General features: G+C 35.1%; 14 protein-coding genes. 2 read left to right on the top strand and 12 right to left on the bottom strand.

Annotation, left to right across the window (positions count from 1 at the left end; genetic code table 11):
• Nucleotides 1-130: 130 nt before the first annotated feature.
• Entirely contained in the window at nucleotides 131-568 is a 438-nt protein-coding gene (locus AC00Y6_RS05160; RefSeq protein WP_125019352.1) for a DUF1896 domain-containing protein, read from the top strand.
• Entirely contained in the window at nucleotides 555-5,978 is a 5,424-nt protein-coding gene (locus AC00Y6_RS05155) for an N-6 DNA methylase (protein WP_474489552.1), read from the top strand. The genes AC00Y6_RS05160 and AC00Y6_RS05155 overlap by 14 nt, the downstream gene beginning before the upstream one ends.
• A gap of 10 nt (nucleotides 5,979-5,988) precedes the next feature.
• On the opposite strand, the gene AC00Y6_RS05150 is transcribed toward AC00Y6_RS05155, so the two are convergent.
• The 12 genes from AC00Y6_RS05150 to AC00Y6_RS05095 form a co-directional block, all read right to left on the bottom strand.
• The gene (locus tag AC00Y6_RS05150; protein WP_474489551.1) at nucleotides 5,989-6,600 is read right to left on the bottom strand and encodes a 5'-methylthioadenosine/S-adenosylhomocysteine nucleosidase family protein; all 612 of its coding nucleotides are present in this window, start codon (nucleotides 6,598-6,600) and stop codon (nucleotides 5,989-5,991) included.
• Between the two features lie 26 nt (nucleotides 6,601-6,626).
• The gene (locus AC00Y6_RS05145) at nucleotides 6,627-7,001 is read right to left on the bottom strand and encodes a DUF1304 domain-containing protein (protein ID WP_474489550.1); all 375 of its coding nucleotides are present in this window, start codon (nucleotides 6,999-7,001) and stop codon (nucleotides 6,627-6,629) included.
• A 72-nt stretch (nucleotides 7,002-7,073) separates the two neighbouring features.
• A complete protein-coding gene (locus AC00Y6_RS05140) occupies nucleotides 7,074-7,772 on the bottom strand; it encodes a TetR/AcrR family transcriptional regulator (RefSeq protein ID WP_474489549.1) in 699 nt (232 codons plus the stop codon).
• A gap of 10 nt (nucleotides 7,773-7,782) precedes the next feature.
• A complete protein-coding gene (locus tag AC00Y6_RS05135) occupies nucleotides 7,783-9,051 on the bottom strand; it encodes an aminotransferase class I/II-fold pyridoxal phosphate-dependent enzyme (protein ID WP_474489548.1) in 1,269 nt (422 codons plus the stop codon).
• A 255-nt stretch (nucleotides 9,052-9,306) separates the two neighbouring features.
• Nucleotides 9,307-10,392: a serine hydrolase domain-containing protein gene (locus AC00Y6_RS05130; RefSeq protein WP_474489547.1), complete on the bottom strand. Its 1,086-nt coding sequence runs from the start codon at nucleotides 10,390-10,392 to the stop codon at nucleotides 9,307-9,309.
• Between the two features lie 9 nt (nucleotides 10,393-10,401).
• Nucleotides 10,402-12,603, bottom strand: a complete 2,202-nt coding sequence (locus AC00Y6_RS05125; protein WP_474489546.1) for a peptidase domain-containing ABC transporter — start codon at nucleotides 12,601-12,603, stop codon at nucleotides 10,402-10,404.
• Nucleotides 12,604-12,605: 2 nt separating this feature from the next.
• Nucleotides 12,606-13,844 (bottom strand): lanthionine synthetase LanC family protein, encoded by a 1,239-nt coding sequence (locus AC00Y6_RS05120; protein WP_474489545.1) that lies wholly within the window; start codon nucleotides 13,842-13,844, stop codon nucleotides 12,606-12,608.
• Nucleotides 13,828-16,920, bottom strand: coding sequence for a lantibiotic dehydratase (locus AC00Y6_RS05115; RefSeq protein ID WP_474489544.1), 3,093 nt, complete (start codon nucleotides 16,918-16,920; stop codon nucleotides 13,828-13,830). Before AC00Y6_RS05115 ends, AC00Y6_RS05120 begins: the two co-directional genes overlap by 17 nt.
• Before the next feature lie 143 nt (nucleotides 16,921-17,063).
• Nucleotides 17,064-17,249 carry a class I lanthipeptide gene (locus tag AC00Y6_RS05110; protein ID WP_474489543.1) on the bottom strand — a complete coding sequence of 62 codons (186 nt, stop codon included), beginning with the start codon at nucleotides 17,247-17,249 and terminating at the stop codon, nucleotides 17,064-17,066.
• 85 nt (nucleotides 17,250-17,334) lie between these two features.
• Nucleotides 17,335-19,713, bottom strand: a complete 2,379-nt coding sequence (locus tag AC00Y6_RS05105) for a TonB-dependent receptor domain-containing protein (RefSeq protein WP_474489542.1) — start codon at nucleotides 19,711-19,713, stop codon at nucleotides 17,335-17,337.
• A gap of 338 nt (nucleotides 19,714-20,051) precedes the next feature.
• On the bottom strand, nucleotides 20,052-21,377 hold the full coding sequence (locus AC00Y6_RS05100) for a TolC family protein (protein ID WP_474489541.1): 1,326 nt from the start codon (nucleotides 21,375-21,377) through the stop codon (nucleotides 20,052-20,054).
• Between the two features lie 2 nt (nucleotides 21,378-21,379).
• On the bottom strand, nucleotides 21,380-21,913 hold the full coding sequence (locus tag AC00Y6_RS05095) for a beta-barrel domain-containing protein (RefSeq protein ID WP_474489540.1): 534 nt from the start codon (nucleotides 21,911-21,913) through the stop codon (nucleotides 21,380-21,382).
• Nucleotides 21,914-22,060 lie beyond the last annotated feature (147 nt).

The following is a 22,060-nucleotide window of genomic DNA, read 5'->3' as shown; positions in this document are numbered from 1 at the left end:
TAAATCCCTCGTTATTTAACTTCTTTACGCCAAATCCTGCCTCTTAACGCCAAACACTACCACTTTTTTAGAAGCACTTATCTGTTGCTATAATTTTAGGTTTTCATCAAAATTCTAAACAAAATATAGCATGGATACACAGCAAAAAGACCTTTCGTATTTTAAGTTACGACTACAGGAATTATTAAATACCAGTTTTCCCGAAAAAGCCTTTGACACAAAATTTATAGACCAGCGTTCCTCATGGGCTGCCAATGCTTATGAGGGTGCTTTTCAATCAGGAAACTCCATTGAGCAATGTAATGAAATAGCCAATTACATACTTTTTGAAGGCTTGCACTTCTCCAAGTTTGACACCATATTTCAGGTGGTTTGTAATGAGTTCGATACCATCATGGCAGATGAAGAGTTGCGACCATTTGCCCTGAAAATGTTTTCTGTCTGTGAACCCGTTTTCAAAAACTATCAACTAACCGATGATTTCGCTTATAACACAGAGTACGACCTGCTCTATACCGAAATAACAGGAACCATCGCAATATGGATTGAGGAAAATGGGCTTCAGTAAAAAGTTCCATCTCCAACAGAACATTTATGCCCTAAGAACAGCTTTTAAACTTGATAAGGAGAAACGGACACCCACATCGGGCGAAAGACTGCTAATGATGCAATACAGCGGATTTGGCGGTCTAAAGTTCGTTCTGAATCCTGTAGCAAACGAAATAGACATCAACAATTGGAGGAAAACAGACCACCAATTCTTTGAAGCTACAAAAGAATTGCATCAGCTTTTAAGAGAAAATTCCGCAGACGAAAAAGAATACCGCCGCTATGTGGACAGTATGCGAAACTCTGTACTTACCGCTTTTTACACACCTCCGCCACTGATCAAAGCATTGGCAGATGTGATGAAAGAAAACGGCATTACCGTCAATAAAATGCTGGAACCTTCTGCCGGTGCCGGTGCATTTATAGAAACGTTCAAGGAACGCTTTGGAGCTATACGGGATATTTCTGCTTATGAAAAAGACCTGCTTACCGGAAAAATTCTAAAACATATTTACCCGGATGTGAATACACACGTTCGGGGTTTTGAGGACATACCTGAAGCAGATAAAGAAAGCTATGATTTGGTTACCAGCAATATTCCTTTTGGTACCGCTTCCGTCTTCGACCTTTCCTATACAAGAGGAAATGATCCCGCAAAAGCATTAGCAGCAAAAGCCATTCACAACTATTTCTTTCTTAAGGGAAGCGATATGTTGCGTGATGGTGGTATTCTGGCATTCATCACTTCGCAGGGTGTATTGGACAGTCCTGCCAATCAGCCGATACGTGAGGCATTGATGAAAGAAAACAATCTGGTATCCGTTGTCCGGTTACCAAGCAACCTCTTTACCGACCATGCCGGAACCGAAGTAGGCAGTGATCTGGTCATCTTACAAAAGAATAAGAACAAAAAAGAGCTCACCGAAAACGAAAAAGATTTCTGTCAATCCATTGATGCTAAAGACGACCGGAAAATAAACGCCTGGGTCATGTACTCAGCTTGTACGGTCTTTGATGAGATTATCGAAAGTACAGACCAGTACGGACGTAAACAGCCTATCTATCTGCACAGCGGAGGTGCCCAAGGTATTGCGGATGATGTAACAAAATTGCTCAGGGAAGATTTCGGGAACTATCTGAACCTTGACTTATACAACGGTAAAAAAACGGACACTCCAATACAACAAGCAAAGGTTCCGCTACCTGCCCCTAAAATTGAACCAATTATTCAACCGGAAGTTGCAAAGCAACCTTTGCAGGAACAACCTAAACCAATTCAATCAAAAAATGTAGCTCCTCAACAGGAGGTACAACTGAATTTGTTCGACCTTTTTGAAAGTCCACAGCCCGTTGCAATGGTTCCCTCGACACCAACGGTCAAAAAGAAAACAGCTACCAAAAAGAAAGCGGTAAGGAAAAGCTATCAGGGCAATCTGTTCAACGGAACGATGCAGCAAACCTACACACCAAACCAAAATATCCCAAAAGCAGAAACACCCTCAAACGGACAGCAAGAGGTTATAGGCGATCTGTTTTCAGGGTTGAACGGTAACGGCAAATCTGAACAAATCCCCATACAAGTTATACCAACAGAACCCGAACCATACACCGAACCGTTGCAGGCTTTTCACAGAAACGATAGCCTGGTATCGTTCAAAGGGGCGATTGGCTACCTGAAAAATATAAATGTTTACAGGGAAAACGCTGTGTTTCATCCTTTGGCTATACCGCAAAGCCAAAAATTAAGAATGGAAGCCTATATCAACCTGCGTGATGTTTATATTGATCTCTACCAGAAAGAAGCTGAAAAGCAAACCGAACATAAAGACGAGCGGGAAAAGCTCAACACATTATACGACGCTTTTGTAAAAAAATACGGCAACCTGAACAGTGCCGATAATATCAAGCTCATCAAAACCGATAGTGCCGGACAGGAAATTCCTTACCTGGAACGTGTGGTTGGCGGTGTCTTTCACAAATCGGATATATTCCACCGTCCGGTAAGTTTCTCCACCACCACGCTTGCTACCGATAATCCCGATGAAGCCCTGTCCGCATCGCTCAATAGATACGGAACTGTTGATTTGGATTATATGTCGGAGATCAGCGGAATGCCTGCTGATGAACTGAAGAATGCCCTGCACGGACGTATCTATTACGATCCTTTGCAGAAAGGTTATGAAATAACCGAAAGATGGATTGCCGGAAACGTGGTTGAAAAAGCAAACGATGTACGCAACTATGTAGAAAACTACCCCGAAGACAAAGAAGCAAAGGAAAGCCTTTCGGCTTTGGAAGAGGCTCGACCAAGACGTATCGAATTTGAAGAACTGGATTTTAATTTAGGTGAACGATGGATACCGACAGGGATTTATGCCCGCTTCGCTTCGCACCTGTTCGATACGGATGTACGTATCCATTATTCCGAAACCACGGATGATTTCAATATCAATTGCAACAGCAAAAACGTCCATATCTGGGATAAGTATGCCATTAAATCGCAAAGCCGAACCTATGATGGAATTGCTTTGCTGAAGCACGCTCTGGTCAATACCACGCCTGATATTACCAAAAAGGTTACAATAGATGATAAAGAAGTCAAAGTACGGGATATGGAAGCCATACAGATGGCGAACACCAAGATTGATGAAATCCGTACTGCTTTTACAGAGTGGCTTCATGCCCAGAATGATGAATTTAAGAAAAGGCTAACCGATCAATACAATGACACTTTCAATTGTTTTGTACGTCCACAATATGACGGGAGTCATCAGGAGTTTCCCGGACTGGACAGAAAAGGTTTAGGGATTGAAGACCTGTATTCAAGCCAGAAAGATGCCGTGTGGATGATAAAGCTCAATGGCGGTGCCATTTGCGATCACGAAGTGGGAGCCGGAAAAACCTTGATTATGTGTACCGCTGCTCAGGAAATGAAACGGTTGGGTATGGTACATAAACCCATGATCTTAGGACTGAAAGCCAATGTACATGAAATAGCAGAAACTTATCGAAAGGCATATCCTCACGCTAAAATTTTGTATCCGGGTAAGGAAGATTTTACACCACAAAAAAGACAACGAATTTTTGGCGACATCAAAAATAACGATTGGGATTGTGTGATTTTGACGCACGACCAATTCGGAATGATACCCCAATCGCCCGAAATGCAAAAAGAGATATTGGAGGGTGAGCTACAGAACGTGGAAGACAATCTTAACGCTTTGGAAGCACAAAGGAATGAGATTTCAAGAGGAATGCTCAAAGGCGTACAGATACGCAAGCAGAACCTTGAAGTAAAACTGAAAACACTCGAACACGATATTGAAAACCGGAAAGATGATGTAGTAGATTTCAAAATGATGGGCATTGATCATTTGTTGGTTGATGAAAGCCACCGTTTCAAAAACCTGATGTTCAATACCCGCCATGAGCGGGTGGCAGGATTGGGTAATATGGCAGGTAGTCAACGGGCAATGAACCTGTTGTTTGCCATCCGTACCATTCAGGAACGCACCGGAAAGGATTTGGGAGCTACTTTCCTTTCTGGCACAACCATCAGCAATTCGCTGACAGAACTTTATTTGCTGTTTAAATATTTGCGACCACAGGCATTGGAAAAACAGGGTATCAACTGTTTTGATGCCTGGGCAGCTATTTATGCCCGAAAAACTACGGATTATGAATTTTCGGTAGCCAATAATATTGTATCCAAAGAGCGTTTCCGCTTCTTCATCAAAGTACCGGAGCTGGCACAGTTCTATTCGGAAATAACGGATTACCGTACTGCCAAAGATATCGGTATAGACCGCCCCGAAAAGAATGAAATACTCTACAACATACCGCCAACACCGGAGCAGGAAGTGTTTATCAAAAAACTGATGGAATTTGCCAAAACGGGAAATGCCGAACTTTTGGGAAGACCGCCATTATCACCGAGTGAAGAAAAGGCAAAAATGCTCATCGCTACGGATTATGCCCGTAAGATGTCACTCGATATGAGGATGATAAACCGTAAGTATGAAGACCATCCCGACAACAAAGCTTCACATTGTGCTGCCAATATTGCCAAATACTACAACAAGTTTAACGCACAGAAAGGAACACAGTTCGTATTCTCCGATCTCGGCACCTACAAGCCGGGCGAATGGAATGTGTATTCGGAAATCAAACGCAAGCTGGTTGAAGATCATGGTATCCCTGCACATGAAGTCCGCTTTATTCAGGAAGCTAAAAACGAGAAACAGCGTAAGCAGCTTATCAGTGATGTAAATGAGGGAAAAATCAGAGTACTGTTCGGTTCTACGGAAATGTTGGGTACGGGTGTGAACGCACAGAAGCGTGCGGTTGCCGTCCACCACCTCGACATCCCTTGGCGACCATCAGACCTTGCCCAGAGAGACGGGCGTGCCATTCGTAAAGGAAATGAAATTGCCAAGTTCTTTGCAGATAACAAAGTAGATATTTTCATCTATGCAGTTGAGAAATCACTGGACAGCTATAAATTCAATACACTATACAACAAGCAGGTTTTCATAGGTCAGCTGAAAAGTAACAGTATGGGTAAACGTACCATTGATGAAGGTGCGATGGATGAAAAAACCGGAATGAATTTCTCTGAATACGTGGCGATTCTTTCGGGAAACACAGACTTATTGGAAAAAGCGAAATTGGAAAAACAGATTGCCGGACTGGAAAGCGAAAAGCAGGCATTCAACCGTTCAAAATACAGTTCTAAACACAAGTTAGAAGATGTTACCGCTATGTTGGAAGGTTCAAAATCCCGATTGGAACGAATGAGTCTTGATTGGAATAATTTGGAAAAGCGTATACAGAAGCATTCCGATGGTAGTATAGCCAATCCTGTTCAGTTAGATGGTTTGTCGGCAAATGCCGATGTGAAACAAATCGGTGCAAAGCTCAACCAGATAGCGGATAAAGCCCGCACCGGTGGCGAGTATCAGGAGATAGGCAGTCTTTATGGTTTCCAGCTATTAGTAAAAACGGAAGTATCCGAAAAAGAAGGGGTTGATATTCGTGTAAACCGTTTTTTGATACAGGGTGAAGGCAATATCAAATACACCTATAACAACGGTATCATGGCAAAAGATCCTGAAACGGCAGTGATGAATTTTCTAAAGGCATTGGAAAAATTGCCCGGATATATAGAGCAGGAACAAAAGAAAATAACCGAACTTAAAAAAGATCTTCCTGTACTTCAGGAAATCGTAAACGGCACATGGAACAAAGAAACCCGATTAAGCGAACTCAAAACGGAATTGGCTGCGGTGGATAGAAAGATCATGTTATCTATAGCACCGGAAACGAAAGAAGAGCAAACCGAAAAAGAAGAGAAAAAAGAAGAGACTCCAAAGGTTTCAGAAAGCATAGTGCGGACAAAAGGTGTTCACTTGTCAAGAGGTGTGTTGTAAGAAAATTGTATTATTCCTGCAACACACTTGCATTCTGTTTATTAAGATTGAGTGTTTTTCCAAATGCAATCGCTGCGTTGTGTACCTGAACCGTCCAGTCTTCGGCAGCATTGTCATCAGCTCCGTCTGAAACATATTTAAGGCTAAGAAAAGGAATACTTTCTTTCATAGCCACCAAAGCCAATGCATAAGCTTCCATATCCACAACGTTGTAAATTGTTTCGGAATGTGCCATTTCAAAACTATCACCGGTACCACAAATTCCTTCTGATAATCCCTCCATTTTCAGACCGTATTCAAGAATGGGCGGTAATCCGGACAAAGGTGTTTCGTATTGCACATACCCTAATCCTCTTACATCCATATCCCTTTGTACAAATTTTGTACAACATACTATATCGCCTTTTTGAAAGTGATTACTTCCGGCAGAACCCAAATTGATAATTACCGAAGGTCTTTTCTGTTGTATGGCTTTCATCAGCTCATAAGCGGCACTTACTTTACCGATTCCGCATATCAGATGCGGATAGGTATTAAATACTTCGGCTGCTTCAGATGCCAGTGCAAATGTGAACAAAACATCTTTAACAGGGAAAGTGTTCTCAGGATTTATTATTATCATAATAAGACAATCATTACATTAAAGGATTAGCTTAACAGTACAAGCACAATACCGATTAATGCAGGTAATCCCTGTTTTACAAATATACTCGTAGATGCGGTAATGGCTCCAAAAGTACTCGCTACAAAAACACATATCAGAAAAAACAAAGAAATATTATGTTGCCATACATTATCTGATATTAAAAGCGACCACAATAATCCTGCTGCGAGAAAACCGTTATAAAGCCCCTGATTGGCAGCCAATCCCTTTGTTTCGTGAAACAAGTGGCGAGGTAACGTCTTGAATGTTTTTTTGCCTTTTGTTTCCCAGGCAAACATCTCTATCCACAAAATATAAAGATGCTCCAAAGCGACCAAACCAATCACAACTTTGGCTATTGTTCCTATAATTCCTTCCATTTAAAATAGTGTCTGTAGTATGATATTTGATGTTTAAAAGGAAAATCCGACTTTAAAGCCGGATTTCTAAATCTATTTATTCACTCCCGCTTTTTCGTAAGCTTCAAAAATAATATCTCTTATGGCGTTTTCGATGCGTTCCTTTCCGGGATCTTCATTGATGTCGATTCCACAAAATGCACTACCATTGGTTTTAGCATGTAACGAAAGATAATAGATACCACCAATAAGCAAAGCTAAACGGGCTCTCAGGTCAGTATTGGATTTCTCAAAATCAGGCATGATAAGTGAAAATAACTGTTCACCAATGTCTTCACGTCGGTCAGCTATTTTTCGTAATATTTTATTGGTTTCACCCAATTCCCAATGAATAATTTTTTGCAGCACTTTGTCTTTTAAAAGAACATCTAACTGATTTTGTAATAGGCCTTCAATTTCATTTTTGCCAATATCCTCAGGATTTTTTAACAAATCATCTATATATCCCTTTGCTGCAAATTTCCAGAAATCTTTCTGACGAACGTATTCTTCAATCAAATTGTCAATTCCACCAAAATATGTCCATACTAATTTCTTATCCACACCGGCAGCAATAGCGATGTTGGGAGCAGTAAGCCCCGGATAGCCCTTTTTTTGAATTACTTTCCCTACGGCAGCTACCATCCTTGCCATTGTTCTGGATTTGTCCCGAAGGGGACCTGATAAGGTTTTTCTTGTTTTAGGGGTTGAATCTTCTGTATTTTCTAGTTCAATTTTTTTCTTTCGTCCCATTATTTCTCTTTTACACAGACTTTGCAATATCTAACTTTTTATTGACATAATCAAATACATTCAGCGCTTTATCAAGATGTTCTTTTGTGTGTGTTGCCATCAGGCTCATTCGTATACGTGAATCTTTCAATGATACTGCGGGATACATGATAGGATTGGTATAGACACCATTTTCGAGCAACATTTTCCCTGCAAGGCTGTTTTTATGAACATCCCCAATCTTTACCGGAATTATGGCTGATTCGGTATCTCCGATTTCTAAACCAATATCCAAAAGTCCTTTTTTATAATAATTAATATTTTCCCATAATTGCTTTTGCCATTGTGGTTCTTCGTCTATCAGATCTATGGCACGGCTTACACCGATAACGTTGGGTGATGCTGATGCTGAAAAGGCATACTGACGTGACTGAAATTGTAAATAAGAAATCAGATGAGGATTATTAGCCACCAAATAACCGCCTACATTACCAAATGTTTTACTAAATGTACCGGTGATGACATCCACCTGATCCAGTACATCAAAATATTCCATAGCACCTCTTCCGGTTTCTCCTATGACACCTATACCGTGTGCATCATCTACCAGTAGTACGCCGCCATATTTATGTGTTATTTCTAATATTTCCTTCAGCTTGGCAATGTCTCCGTCCTGTGAATAAACTCCGTCTATGATGACCATTTTGGTTCTGTAGCTATCTTTTGCATGTGAAAGAATCCGTTCCAGCGATTCAATATCGTTATGAATAAATCTTTTGGTTGTAGTCCCCATAATACCTTCATATACGGAAGAATGGACAGCCATATCCACAATAGCAATATCTTCTTTTTTTAGCAGACAAAGCAGAGAGGCGCTGTTTGAGGTATAACCGGTAGTATATACAATAGATGAACCTTGCGGACGTTTGAAGAAACCGGATATTTTATCTTCCAGCTCTTTGTGGTAATCAAAGTAACCACCAATTAGTGGTGAGGCTCCGGCTCCTGTTCCATATTTCTCAATACCGGCAATCACCGCTTTTTTTACTTCGGGATGCTGGGTAAAGCCCAGATAATCGTTGCAGACAAAGCTGATGTAATCTCCTTTCTTGATGTAACCATCTTCCGCCAGTTCTATTTCGGGACCACAGCCCGAAGTGGCAAGCAGACGGTAGTTCATAAATTCGTTTTCACGCAGGTAGTTCAGGTATCCCTCGTGAGCTTTTGCTCTTTCAAAAATGTCAAGATCCGGAATGTTTTCAAAATCTTTAAAACTTGCTTTAGTAAAGTCAATATCCATGCCTAATGTTTTATAAAAAGTTAATAGGTATAAATTTATATTATTTTCCTTTTACGGGGAAATAAAAGAACATAAAATTCAACCTTAAATTACTGATATAAACATTAAATAAGTATTTTTGATGAGAAAAAACAATACGAAATATTTTTATTTATCTCTGTTTGGGGTAATATCTAACCGCCAAATTCCAATTTATTCTTTACTAAGTTGCAGTATTCGCTTTTAATTGCTGTAAGGTTATTTAATCCAATTCTTTTACTTTTTAAAATATATCTTGTTTGCTAATCTCATCAAATCTGCGGTATCGGTATTACAAAAGATGATTAAAACTTTGTCAAAAACTTTGTTTACGATGATTTCGGAATTAAATCCGTCAATGCTTCCGCTTCTTCTGTACACATTTTTTTTGTTGTCAAAGTAAAATCCAAATGTAGGTTTGCCGGAAAGCCAATCTACAAAATCATCGGTTTGCGGTTTGAGAAGAAATTCATTTTTTGATTTTTCTGAAATCAGTTTGTTGTCTTTTAAAGCTAATAAAAGTTGGTATAAATCTTCGGTAGTCGAATACATTCCACCTGCTCCGTAATAATTAGAAATATATCTTCTGTCGTTAAAAAGAGGTTCGTCTTTTTCGCCTTCTCCAAACGAATAGTTATGATAGCCATAAGCTAAGTTTTTTATGATGTCGTTTTCGCTTACAAATCCTGTGTTTTTCAGTTTCAGCGGTAGGATAATCATATCTTCGATTGACTCTGTAAACGTCTTCTTTGTAATGCTTTCGATGACTTTGGAGAGTAAAACGAAATCGACATTGTTATAGTTGAATTTCAACGTATCGCTTGACGGTTTCTTTACAAAGTTCCTGATGTAATCGTCTAAAGAATACTTATTCATAACTGCACTAACTGGTTCATTTTCCAATCCCGAATGATGTGTCATTAAATCCCGAATAGTTATGTCGTTACAGTTTTCGGGTAGACTATGAATGTATTTCCCTATTTTATCTTCAAAGTCAATCAGTCCTTTTTCGTGAAGCTGTAAAACGGAAAGCGATGTAAATAATTTGGTTACAGAAGCAATTGGGAAACGAGTCTGATTATTTATTTCTACATCAAACTGAATATTAGAAAACCCTTTGTTGATTTTTACGGATTGCTTTCTATCAGCATAGAAAACAGTGCCATTAAAATGTCCTTTTTCATATTCACTGTTTACGATTTCCTGAATGTCGTTTTGCCCTAACAAAATTAAGGGTAGGAATGAAAAAATAGGAAGGAAGAATTTCTTCACCATCATTGAGTAAATAACTTTTTGTGCAAACTTCTCACTAAGCCTTCTCATACATTGTATTTAACTGCCTAACTCCAATTGATTCTTTACCAAGTTGTAGTATTCGTTTTTCATTGCTACCAGTTCCTGATGGTTGCCTTGCTCCACAATTTCACCGTGTTTAAGTACAATGATCTGGTCTGCGTTTTTCACTGTAGAAAGGCGGTGAGCAATAATTAAAACCGTTTTACCTTTAAAGAAGGACTGAAGATTATCGTGAATGATTTTTTCATTTTCCGCATCCAAGGCAGAGGTTGCTTCATCAAAGAATATATAATGTGGATTCTTGTAAACCGCACGGGCAATCAGAATACGCTGTTTCTGACCTCCCGAAATACCGTTTCCGGCGGCACCAATTTTTGTATTACAGCCCAATGGCAGGCTATCTATAAAAGATTCAATATTTGCTACTTTAATTGCATGATCTAATTTTTTCCTGTTTATGTGCTCATCGCCTGTAGCAATATTCCGCTCTATGGTATCAGAGAAGATATAACCGTCTTGCATGACAACACCGCAGTTTTCGCGAATACTTTTTGGTGATAAGGAAAGTACATTATCTCCATTGTAGGATATTGACCCATTTGTAGGATCATAGAATCTTAAAAGAAGTTTCATCAGGGTAGTTTTACCGCTGCCACTTGCTCCTACAATGGCGGTGACTTTACCTTCGGGAATGGACATCTTTATATCGTTTAGAACAAAAGGAGATTTTGGTCCTTCATACTGAAAAGAAACACTCTCTAACGTAATGCCTTTCATCGTTCCATTTGAAAGATGATTAGATTTAATATTTAAGAGCTTTAATTCTTCCTGTTCTTCTTTTTTATGATTTTCTACTTCATTTAACCGTGATAGGCTAAGTTTGGCATCTTGTAATGATTTTAAAAATGATACTAATTGATTGACCGGGCTATTCATTTGCCCGATGATATAAGAAATACTTAATAAACTCCCTAAAGACATGTAATCAGTTACTACAAAATAAGCAGCAAGGAAGGTCACTAATATGTTTTTCGTTTGATTAATGAATTCAAAACCCGTTAATTGGATTTGGTTTATCCTTAAAACTCTTATGTTGGTTTTAAAGAGTTTTTGTTGAATGTCTTCCCATTCTTTTCTCTTCAATTCTTCATATTGGTTTAACTTCATTTCTGTTACCCCATTTATTATCTCATAAATGGCTTCTTTATCTTGGCTACGTTGGTGAAATCTAAAATAGTCTATAATCTCTCTTTTCTTTAGCCAATACATAGACCATATGATGGATAGGGTCGTTAATATTGAATAAACTAATAGAATTCTATAATCATAATACCAAAGAACTCCAAAGAATACTGAAAATGAAATAAATGACAGAAGAGTTAATATACTTTGGGATGTTAAAAACTGTTCAATTCTTTCATGATCTTGAATACGTTGATTAAAATCTCCCATCATTTTCGTATCAAAGTATTTAATTGGGAGTTTTAATAGCTTGTTTAAAAAGTCTGAAATTATTTTTATATTGATTTTAGTGCCTATTTTAAGAACGATCCAATTTCTAAAGATGTCAAAGATTATAGTTCCGGTAAAAAATAAAAGTTGGGCTAGTAAAATTAGACCTATTAGGTTTATATCTTTTTTGTTGACGCCATCATCAATAAGCTTTTGAGTTAAAAATGGAAATACAAGGGTCGTTGCAGCACCTAATAACAAAAAGAAGAAAAGTTTTAATAGTTCTTTTTTATAAGGAATTATATGAGAAGTCATCGATTTGAGCGAAATCTTATCTTCTGCTATGAATGTGGAATCGAAGAATTTCTCTTTAGGATCTAATAGTAAAGCAACACCTTCATTATTATTGGATAACCAAGATTGTTTGAATTTCTCTTCATCAACTGAAAGAAATCCATAACTCGGATCAGCAATTTTAAAGATTTTCTTTTTCGAAATGAATCTTGTGCCTACAGAACGCAATACAACAAAATGGTTCTGATTCCAATGTAGAATACAAGGCAACTGAATATCTTCGATATCTTCAATACCTAATTGAACTCCTGTTGTTTCAAATCCTAATTCGTTAGAAGCCTCATACAAACCAAGTAAAGAAACTCCATCTCTAGTCAGGAAGGCTTTATCTCTTATAAATTGTAAATCAATGTGTTTGCCGTAGTGGGAAGCAATCATTGACAGGCAGGCTGGACCACAATCCATTTGGTCATGCTGAGGAATAAACTTCATACTCAATTTTTGATTCCGATTAAAGTTATTTCATTCAAATTTGGAAGAGATTCATCATTTTCTAGCATAAGAGTTATTCCAATTCCTCCAATACCCCAAAAAAATGAGTATTTCGCTGAAGGATGAATCTTTTTGTCTTCCTCATAATCAAATATAAATCCGGCTAATTTTAATTTTTCCTTATTTCTATATTGTAATATCTGTTTATACCAATAATGGGAAGCATTATCAAAAATAGAATCTCCTGAAGCTTCAAATAAATCCTTAAATATTTGGTTTAAGCCAGCTGCACCATATAATATACTTGCGTCCTGCGTTTGGTTCTTATTTATTTTTCGCGATGAGCATGTATGCAACATCTTGTTTACCTCTTCACTCAAATCAACTAAATCAAAAGCCCGGGTAGCGTTATATATTCCTAAAAGGATACCCAGATCACCATAGCACATCGAAAATTGTGTTTCCGCAACCGGCTCAATAGCAGGAAATTTATAAGGGAAATATCCATTTATTAAATTTCTTTTTCTATTCATAAGAAAACGTATTGATTTTCTTACAACAGATTCTATTTCCTCTGATTTCTCTTTATGGATTTTAAAAAGGAAGATTTTCGTTAAGAAATTAATGATCATTGCTGAACCATGGGATAATCCTAAATAAACTTGATTGTTATAAGTGGGAGATCTCCAGTATATTTCCTCTTTATTATGATGAGTTGCATTATTTAATATTGAATCTACAATTTCCTTTAAAATTTGTATTGAGTGCTGATCGTTGTTATTGTAGTAATATTGATTTAAAAAATAGAAACCAGAAGACAAGCACCCGCTGAAATAGTCATAATCAGTTCTATTTATTGCTTGTCTAGTGGATTCATAAAGTACTTCATTGAGCATAGAATAATATTCAGAAAAATCATATTCCAATTCAAATCTGTTTTGAATAAATAAAAGTCCTTTCCCAAAACTGGATAACGATTGTGATACAGAATCCCCTTTATACTTCGGTATATATTCATTTTTCTTTGAAGTTTCTGATAGTATTGTTATAGACTCTTCAATCAACAATTCTCCTCTTTTAACGAATGACTGATTATTGTAATATTTCTGGCAATAGAAATAGTAAAGTGCAGCTCCCATCTTACCATACTCAATTGAAGCATCAGTAAAAACACTGTTATTTCTTTCAATTTCTAATCTTATATCATCAACAATAATGTCAATTTCAGCTTTCTTTATCATTTCTTTTCAATATTGAGTTATATGTTTTTGAAAGCAAATAATATATAACGAATTCGTGCATTCTTGCTTTTGTCAGGAATATTCTATTCATATTCATATGTACATAATCCTGCAAAAGTTTTATGTAGTCGTTTTCAGAATGAATATTGCTTTTTATAGCAGTAGCTATATTTTTAATTCGCTCTGATCTCTTCGCAAAGGGAGTTACATACTCCTCGATATCAGTATAATCATTTCGAAATAGTATTTTCTCTACGAAATCTTTATTTTCTCTATATTTTTTATCTATTGATTTTTTAAACTTTTGGACATATTCATGATTAGATTGGTCAACATGTTCAGCCATAAAATTCTGATAGAGATCATTAAAAAGATTTACTCTTATATCTGTGGGAACTTCAAAATCCCGCATAAAGAAGTGAATGGAAAGAATAGCCACCTTCCATCTTGTATTCTCATCAGTATCTCTTATTTTCAAAAATTCCATAATAGAAATACTATCATGATGGAATAATTCTTCAGAATGCTCTATGTTCTTCCATCCATATCTTTCAATTTCCCTTTTGTAAGTGTCAATTTGAACAACAAAGCTTAACTCATCTCCACTAAAATCTTTAAGAAGCCTATTCAGGTTATCAAAATCTAAATCCCTCAATTTTTCCTTTATCCGAAATCTGATATGATATTCAGGATCTTGATATCTTATAAAGAACCAAGGTGCTTCGGTATCGTTTGTTGAAATCCTTTTAACAAATTCGCTAATAACATCTTTGACGATAGTATCGCCAAATTTATAACTACAATAGATTTTGTAGAAGCTCCAATCATCACCAGGAAAGAATATTCGTTTAGCAGATGAGTCACATTCTTCTAAATTATTATTTACTTCAATATTTTCGATGTCACTTGTATACGGAAAGATAAATTCAGAAGAGAAAAATTCATTCTTCGAATTCTGCAATTGCAATGTTTCAAAGAATTCATAAATGAAAATATTTTCTTTTTTTATTTGCTTCAATAGTATGTTTAGACATATTTCATTACTGATATCTAGTAGAAGTACATTATCTCGCTCTTTAATTGTACATAAACGGGGTATGCATAAATCTTTTAAGAGCTTTACTAATTTGTTAATATTTAAGCTTTTATCCTGGTTAATTCTCCAGCGAGCTTCTGATAAAATTAGTTCTTTATATTCCACGCGTGGCAAATAGGCGTTTTTTTCGAGGATACCCCAATCCCATTTAAATCCTAAGTCAACGCCATAAAATTGAAAATCTCCTAAGAATTTCACCACAGGAAGTTGATTCTCACTATAATTATATGCGTTTGTAAATCTTGGCTTAATTTCCTTATTTAATTTCTTTGATCTTAAAATTAGTTTTCCATTTTCTATTCTAACCCATAAATCATTGATATGAATAATGTTAGAATCACTTCCTTTGCTTTCAGAGGCGTATGATAATTCGAAATTGTAGAAATTAGGTCTTAATAATACGTTTCCTAATCTATCTTCTCTATGATGTATCAATTCAACATATATAAGATCTTCTTTATCTCTTTCTGTGATTTTTTTTACATTTTCATTTAGTTCATCATCATGATAGGCAAATCTTGATAATACAATATTTGCAAATGGGGTTGGTATAGGAGAATTTGCATAAAATTTAAAATTTCCAGAATCAAGATCATTTAGTGAATCACAAATAAATGATCCAAATATGTGATGATTATATCCAAATGATAATTCATCGGGGTTACTGTCAGTTATTTTCTTTATATCATTTTCTGTGATAGTTATCGCTTTAAAATCAGTGTAAGAAAAACAATTAATATACTTATCAAGCACTAATTGAAGTAAAGGAGAAATATTACTTGTATTCTCTCTGTTTTTGAATGTAAAATATATATCATCAAGAAGAGGGGTTTCTTCAAGGTTTCCACTAACTTGAAAATCATAACCTACTCCAAAATCAGGGTCGAGAGCCTTGACGAGAGGTACTTCCATATTTTCAAATTTGGAATAAAATTTATTTGTGAAGTTATCGAGCCTGTAATTAGTTGTTCTTTTTACTAAAGGGATTAGTTCTTCTGCTCTTTTTGAAAGCAGGGATGTTACTTTATTACTTATTTTAGACTCATCTAAAAAAATCTGTGAGTCAATTTGTAACATTTGATTTTTTAAATCAATAATTGTGGATAAATTTTTGGTTAAATTATCAATATTTATGACAGTCTCTTCCAAAAAAATTGAAGTGCTATCAATTTTATCTTGAACTGATTTCACTTCATCAAGTATATTAGTAGGTATGGTATATTTTTCCAAGTACGTTTTTAATTCTTTTACAGGGTCCAAAGTACTTGTCATAAAGGGAGGTAGCCTATCTACTAAAATATTAGAATCGATCAGAGAAATTAAATAATCTTCAATCTCATCAACTTCACCGGATGGCAACTGATCGGTTAGAAATTTTCTGATATCATCCAAGAGAGCGCCATTCTTAGCTAAATCTATTATGGATTCCAAGAAGAAATCTTTATCTATCTCAGAAATTTCATAATTATAGGTGCCGTCCCAACTGATATACCTGATATAATCACCAAAATCATAGATGGTATTATTTGAATAATATGGTATATTATTCAAATGCTCTTCATTAAGTATATAATCTTTTATTTTCTTAAGGAAAAACACATCTGCTCTTACTTTAGGATTAAGGTGAAAATCTTTTAATGATAGATTCGATTCCTTATTATGAATTGTACCCATACCAAAACCTGCAAATAGACCATACGGTGTGCATCTTGCAGCCATACGTGAGTAATATTTATATAAGCTAATTAGGATTTTATCAGATGCATCAAAGACTTCCTCTTCTTTTAGCCATTGAATTGTAATATGATAGAAATCGTTAGAGGCAAAATATAAGGCGTTTAAAAACCTTATATCGGAAAAGAAACCTTTTACTGACATTAAATCATTGTCAATCATAGCTTCATTTAAAGAATTTACATTCTTAAATGGTAAGGCGGGTATCCGGGTAATAAAAAAATCTGTAGGGTTGAAGTGTTTCAATTTTAGGCTTTTTATATCAATATGAAACTTTTGATGTTTTCCAACTTTCGAATGAGGATTTAACTGGTTCGATTAGTTTTTTTTAAAAACCTTCCCAATCAAAATATAAATTGGGAAGGTCATTCATTAAAGGGATTTAAAAATTACCCCTTAGTAGCACCAGTAGTTGATGTAGTAGAGCAGTTGTTTGTTGTGGCTGTAAATCCACAATCTCCATCCTTAACTAAATCTAAGGATTTGTTACCACCTTTTACAGTACTTAACTGTGCTTCGTTTAATTTTGCAATCGACTTTTTGTTTAATTGCAATTTGCTGAATTTTTTGTCCATGACATTAAAAATTTAAAAGATTATCTCTACTCTATTAAGGATTTTCGAGTTACTCCTATACGCGCGTAATATTTTTTATTTGATGCTAGTTTGCTCTTGACTTTTCATCAAATTTCACATTCTTGTTTGCTCCTTTTACTTTGTTGTTTCCAAAAGTGTACGACATACTAAGCGTAAATCTTCTTTGATCCATGTAATTATAAAATTCAGATCGATATCCAGCATTATAAGAGTAGCCTTCACTATTTAAAGTTCTGAAAGCATCACTTAAGACAGCACTAACATTCAGCTTTTTATCAAGAAAAGACGCTTTTATCCCAGGTGAAAAATTTAATTGCTCCTGAATTTTTATATTAGCATAGACATATGGCAAATCATGCCATAAATTCAAAAGAAGAAACCATGTTTTATTATTATTTAATGCAATAGTGTTATTAACCGTATAAGCCATCGAAAACATTTTTAAACTTTCAACTTCCTGTATTGTCGGTGTTGTACTTGTGTAAGTTCCATTGACGCTAAAGGCAAAATCCCATACTTTAAAGAATGTTTCATAGTAGTTCAATCTCAAACCTGTAGTGTTCTGATTGAAACTATTTTCTATAGTGTTACTATATATACCATTTTCTAACCTGGCTATATTGGATATACTATTTTTTGTATATTGGTTATATAAACTAAAGGTGATTTTATTCTTAAATGTATATGATAACTCTACATTGTCATTGAAAGAAGGTTTTAGTGTTGGCGTACCGGTGTAATACATATAAGTATTGGTGTACCATCTAAAAGGGTTTAACGATTGAAATCCAGGTCTATCAATTCGTTTGGAATAATTTAATGAAAAGGAATGATTATCATTGTGTTTGTAGCTAATATAGGCAGTAGGAAATAGTTTCCCATAGTCATCAGTCACTTTGCTGGTTCCATTTCCCGGAGTTTGCCCTTCCAATGAAGTGTACTCGTACCTTAAACCAGCTTTTGCAGACCATTTTTCGTTAAAGTCTTTTTGCATGCTTATATACACAGCATAATTATGTTCTTTGTAATCGAATACATTACTGTTGTCTGGATTTAGTAGATATTCAGTACCTAATAGATTATAGTAGCCAACATTGGAACTATTATCTAGTAAGGTATATTTTGTTCCTGTTTCTATACTTGCCCATTTGTAAGGGAGCGTTAAGTCAATTTGTCCTGAATAAATGTTGTAATTCATTTTACTATTATTACGCACTACATCTTGATCTGTAGTTATATTGTTTAAAGTGTTGAAATCATTCACTTTATCGGGAATATTACTAAGGTAATTTCCTGTAAAGCTTAATTTCTTGCCTAAAGAATCCAATTTTATATCGTAATAGGCATTTAGTGTATGTGTTGGTGTTTTCCAAACCTGCTTCTGCTTCGTGTAGAGAGTTGAGTCTGTTACAGCTTGATGTTCATATAAACTTGTTCCCTCAGCATCTATATTATATCTTGAACTATTAAAATCATAGATAAAGCCAATATTTTGTTTATCGTTAATTTTGTAATCGAGGCTGTAATTTAAACCTACAGCTTTAGATTGATCCTTTCTTGTTTCAGTTGTGTAAATGCTATTTTCAGTCCCCAATAGATTTCGTGTCCCCTCAGGTTTGAAAGAGTAGTCATATTGGCGTAGTCTTAACGAAGAACTAATTCTATTCGATTGGTAATTAAGAGTGGCATTAAACCCCAAACCATAATAAGTGGTTTTTTGATACGCACCATTTACATTTCCGCTCCATCCAAGGTTAGGGTTCTTTTTTAATATGATATTGATAATACCACTATTTCCCTGAGCTTCATATTTTGATGGAGGAGTCGTAATAACTTCAATCCTTGCTATATCTTCTGATCTTAAAGATTGAAGGTAGTTAGTTAATTCGCTTCCTGAAAGATTAAGCATCCTGTCATTTACCATTATAGCAACACCACCTTTACCTACTATTGATACGTTGTCATTCTGTACACGAACCAAAGGGGTGTTTCTTAAGGCATCTAATCCGCTCATTCCCTGCGAAGCGATGGAATTTTCAACATTAAATACCATTCTATCCACTTTCTGCTCTATTAGCTTTTTTCTTGAAGTTATTGTTATCCCCTCCAACATTACGGACTCATCAATTTCAATTTCTCCCAAGTCTATATCTTGATTAAGTTCCAGATGCTGGTTAAAGTACTCAGCACCGAATTGTTCCAAAATCAACCTGTAATTACCTTTCTCGGCTTTAAATAAGAAAGTGCCCAAACTATCAGTAGCCATTCCTTCAACAAAAACGGTATCATTTTTCAACAAAGTGGCATGAACAAACTCTACAGGCAACTTGTCTTTATTTACAACTTTCCCCTTAAGAGTTTGCTGCTGTGCTGAAGCAATGCCTGTGCTGAGAAATGAGATAGCGAGATAAAAAAGTAATACGGGTGTCTTTCGGTTAATCATAATCATGTTTTTATTGTAATAATACGCTTTATTTTTCTCTAATCAAAGAAAAACAATTTATTTTAATTGACCAAACATTTGATTATAAAATTGCGACACTGAGTTATATGCAATATACTGAAATACTGAATATTATTATGAAAACATTAGAGTATATAAGGGTTTTGCTGATTTATTTGTATGTTTTTTATATCTGAAAAAACTATACTTTTTTGCCTAAAAATAATTTATTTATTCCCTGATTAAAGAATAATAAAATAAAAATAAAGGTTTGAAAATAAAAAAAGGCAACTCAATAACATTATTGAATTGCCTTTTAGGGTTAGAATATTTTGGAACTACTTAATTGAAAAAGAATTATTCATATAAAAATCTATCAATTTTGCATTGTAGAAATGCTCGTGTTTAGCTTTTATAAGTTCTGCTTGGGCATTAATGTAATTATTCTTTGTTATCGAAAACTCATTGATATTAATTTTACCTAGTTCAAATTTCAGATTATCCGCTTCAAAACTTTTATAAGCATATTCATAAGCCTTTTCCGCGGATCGGAGCTTTAGCAATGAAGTGTTTGCGTCATTTATTGCCTGTTGAACAATTTTTGACAGGTTATTTTTTTCAATTTCAGTCTTAATCAAACTTTGCTCATATGCCAATTTAGACTCTTTTATTTTATACCTTGTTTCAAGTCCATTAAACAAGGGAAAAGATAGAGAAAGATTAATTCCATAGTTTTTATTGTTCCCTATCTGTTGATTAAAATCATAGAAAATATTACTGTTACTATAGGCTGAACCGAAATACATTCCCATTTCTAATTTTGGCCATAAACCAGCACGAGAAATTGACAATTCTGTCTTATATTGTTCCTCCCGAAGTTTTGCTATTTCAAACAATGGACTTATTGCAATGGAGCGGTTTATAATTTCCGAGTGATTTTCATTTGTGTTAATCTCTAAATCCAATAACTCAATAGGAGCTATTTTTATTTCATCTTCGATTGGGAGGTTTAACAACTGTTTTAATTCCAGATATTTTACTGATAATAAATTTTGATTTTCTATTAGGGTCAATTCCTCATTGGATATTTGTGATCGCATTTTAAAAACTTCACTCTCCGGAATATATCCATGATTAAACTTAAGATTCAGCATTTCCAATAGTTTACCAGAAGTTTCTATTTGTTCCTGATTTGCTTTAATAACTTCATGTAAATAAATAATAGTTACATAAATAGAAGCTAAATCAATAGTTATATCATTTTTGATTTTGTGAATTGTTGATTTGTTAATGTCTAATTCGTGTTTTGCCAATTTGATACTATTAATATTTGCAAAACCATCAAAAAGTATTACACTGCTTTTAATATTACCGGAATAAGATTTGAATTTAGTATCAATAAATGAATTTGTATAGGGGTCAATACCTCTACCAAATGAGAAATTATTACCAATATTTCCATTTATTGTTGGCAGTAGTGCAACCCTTTTACTTTGATGGCTAATTGCTGCGATTTTTTCTGAATATTCCGCATCTTTTATTTCCAGATTGTTTTGGAATGCAAGTTCCAGACAGTCCTCAAATGAAATTTTTTCTTGTGCTATACCGGTAACTGGGAATATAACAGAAAAAACCACAAATACGTATTTAACAATATCTAACATTTTTAAGATGGATTTACTGTATTGTCTATTTTTTTAAATAGTTTTTTTATAATGTATTGATAAAGCCTCATTTCATCTATAATAATATCTCCCTTTAGTTTGTAACCAGCCTTTAATTTCATTTGACTTGTATGCGGTCTTAACTTTACCAAACAGTAAAAATTTTCTTCTACATCAGAAGGAGAGATGTATGAAACATTACCTTTGATAGCCCCATAGGTATAATAGTTATACGCATCAAGCTTTAGATTAACATCCTGCTCCTTTTTAAGATATATCAGATCTCTTTCCGGCAATGTTACTTTAGCGTAAAAATGCTCCTGTACCGGGGCTAATATGACTAATAATTCATTTTTATTTACTATTGAAAAATTTTGTTTGCTGTTGAAAAGCTGCGATACGGTTGCATCGTATGGTGCTATAATCATAAGCTTATCAAGCTGATCTTTTAAATATACTTTTTCCCCTTCCTTGTTTTTAATCTGAGACTCCAAATCAATAATTTCACGATTGTATTCTAAAATCTGATTATCCATTTCAATAAGATTTCTTCTTAAATCATTATTTGTCTTATTAAAGTTGTTGGTTAAGTTATTGTAGTCATACTGTTTAGAATTATAACTGCTTTTGTAATCTCACCCATCTTAGGCACACTCAAAAGTAGAGTTTTTTGTTAATAATTT

This window comes from Epilithonimonas sp. (assembly GCF_056329745.1).
The sequence above is the reverse complement of the archived record's forward strand: the minus strand, read 5'-3'. Positions and strand labels throughout refer to the sequence as shown.

Coding starts and splice junctions, on each gene's coding strand:
- AC00Y6_RS05160 (WP_125019352.1), top strand. CDS start 131: ATGGATACACAGCAAAAAGACCTTTCGTATTTTAAGTTACGACTACAG.
- AC00Y6_RS05095 (WP_474489540.1), bottom strand. CDS start 21,913: ATGGATAATCAGATTTTAGAATACAATCGTGAAATTATTGATTTGGAG.
- AC00Y6_RS05105 (WP_474489542.1), bottom strand. CDS start 19,713: ATGATTAACCGAAAGACACCCGTATTACTTTTTTATCTCGCTATCTCA.
- AC00Y6_RS05125 (WP_474489546.1), bottom strand. CDS start 12,603: ATGAAGTTTATTCCTCAGCATGACCAAATGGATTGTGGTCCAGCCTGC.
- AC00Y6_RS05150 (WP_474489551.1), bottom strand. CDS start 6,600: ATGATAATAATAAATCCTGAGAACACTTTCCCTGTTAAAGATGTTTTG.
- AC00Y6_RS05135 (WP_474489548.1), bottom strand. CDS start 9,051: ATGGATATTGACTTTACTAAAGCAAGTTTTAAAGATTTTGAAAACATT.
- AC00Y6_RS05100 (WP_474489541.1), bottom strand. CDS start 21,377: ATGTTAGATATTGTTAAATACGTATTTGTGGTTTTTTCTGTTATATTC.
- AC00Y6_RS05155 (WP_474489552.1), top strand. CDS start 555: ATGGGCTTCAGTAAAAAGTTCCATCTCCAACAGAACATTTATGCCCTA.
- AC00Y6_RS05145 (WP_474489550.1), bottom strand. CDS start 7,001: ATGGAAGGAATTATAGGAACAATAGCCAAAGTTGTGATTGGTTTGGTC.
- AC00Y6_RS05110 (WP_474489543.1), bottom strand. CDS start 17,249: ATGGACAAAAAATTCAGCAAATTGCAATTAAACAAAAAGTCGATTGCA.
- AC00Y6_RS05140 (WP_474489549.1), bottom strand. CDS start 7,772: ATGGGACGAAAGAAAAAAATTGAACTAGAAAATACAGAAGATTCAACC.
- AC00Y6_RS05130 (WP_474489547.1), bottom strand. CDS start 10,392: ATGAGAAGGCTTAGTGAGAAGTTTGCACAAAAAGTTATTTACTCAATG.
- AC00Y6_RS05120 (WP_474489545.1), bottom strand. CDS start 13,844: ATGATAAAGAAAGCTGAAATTGACATTATTGTTGATGATATAAGATTA.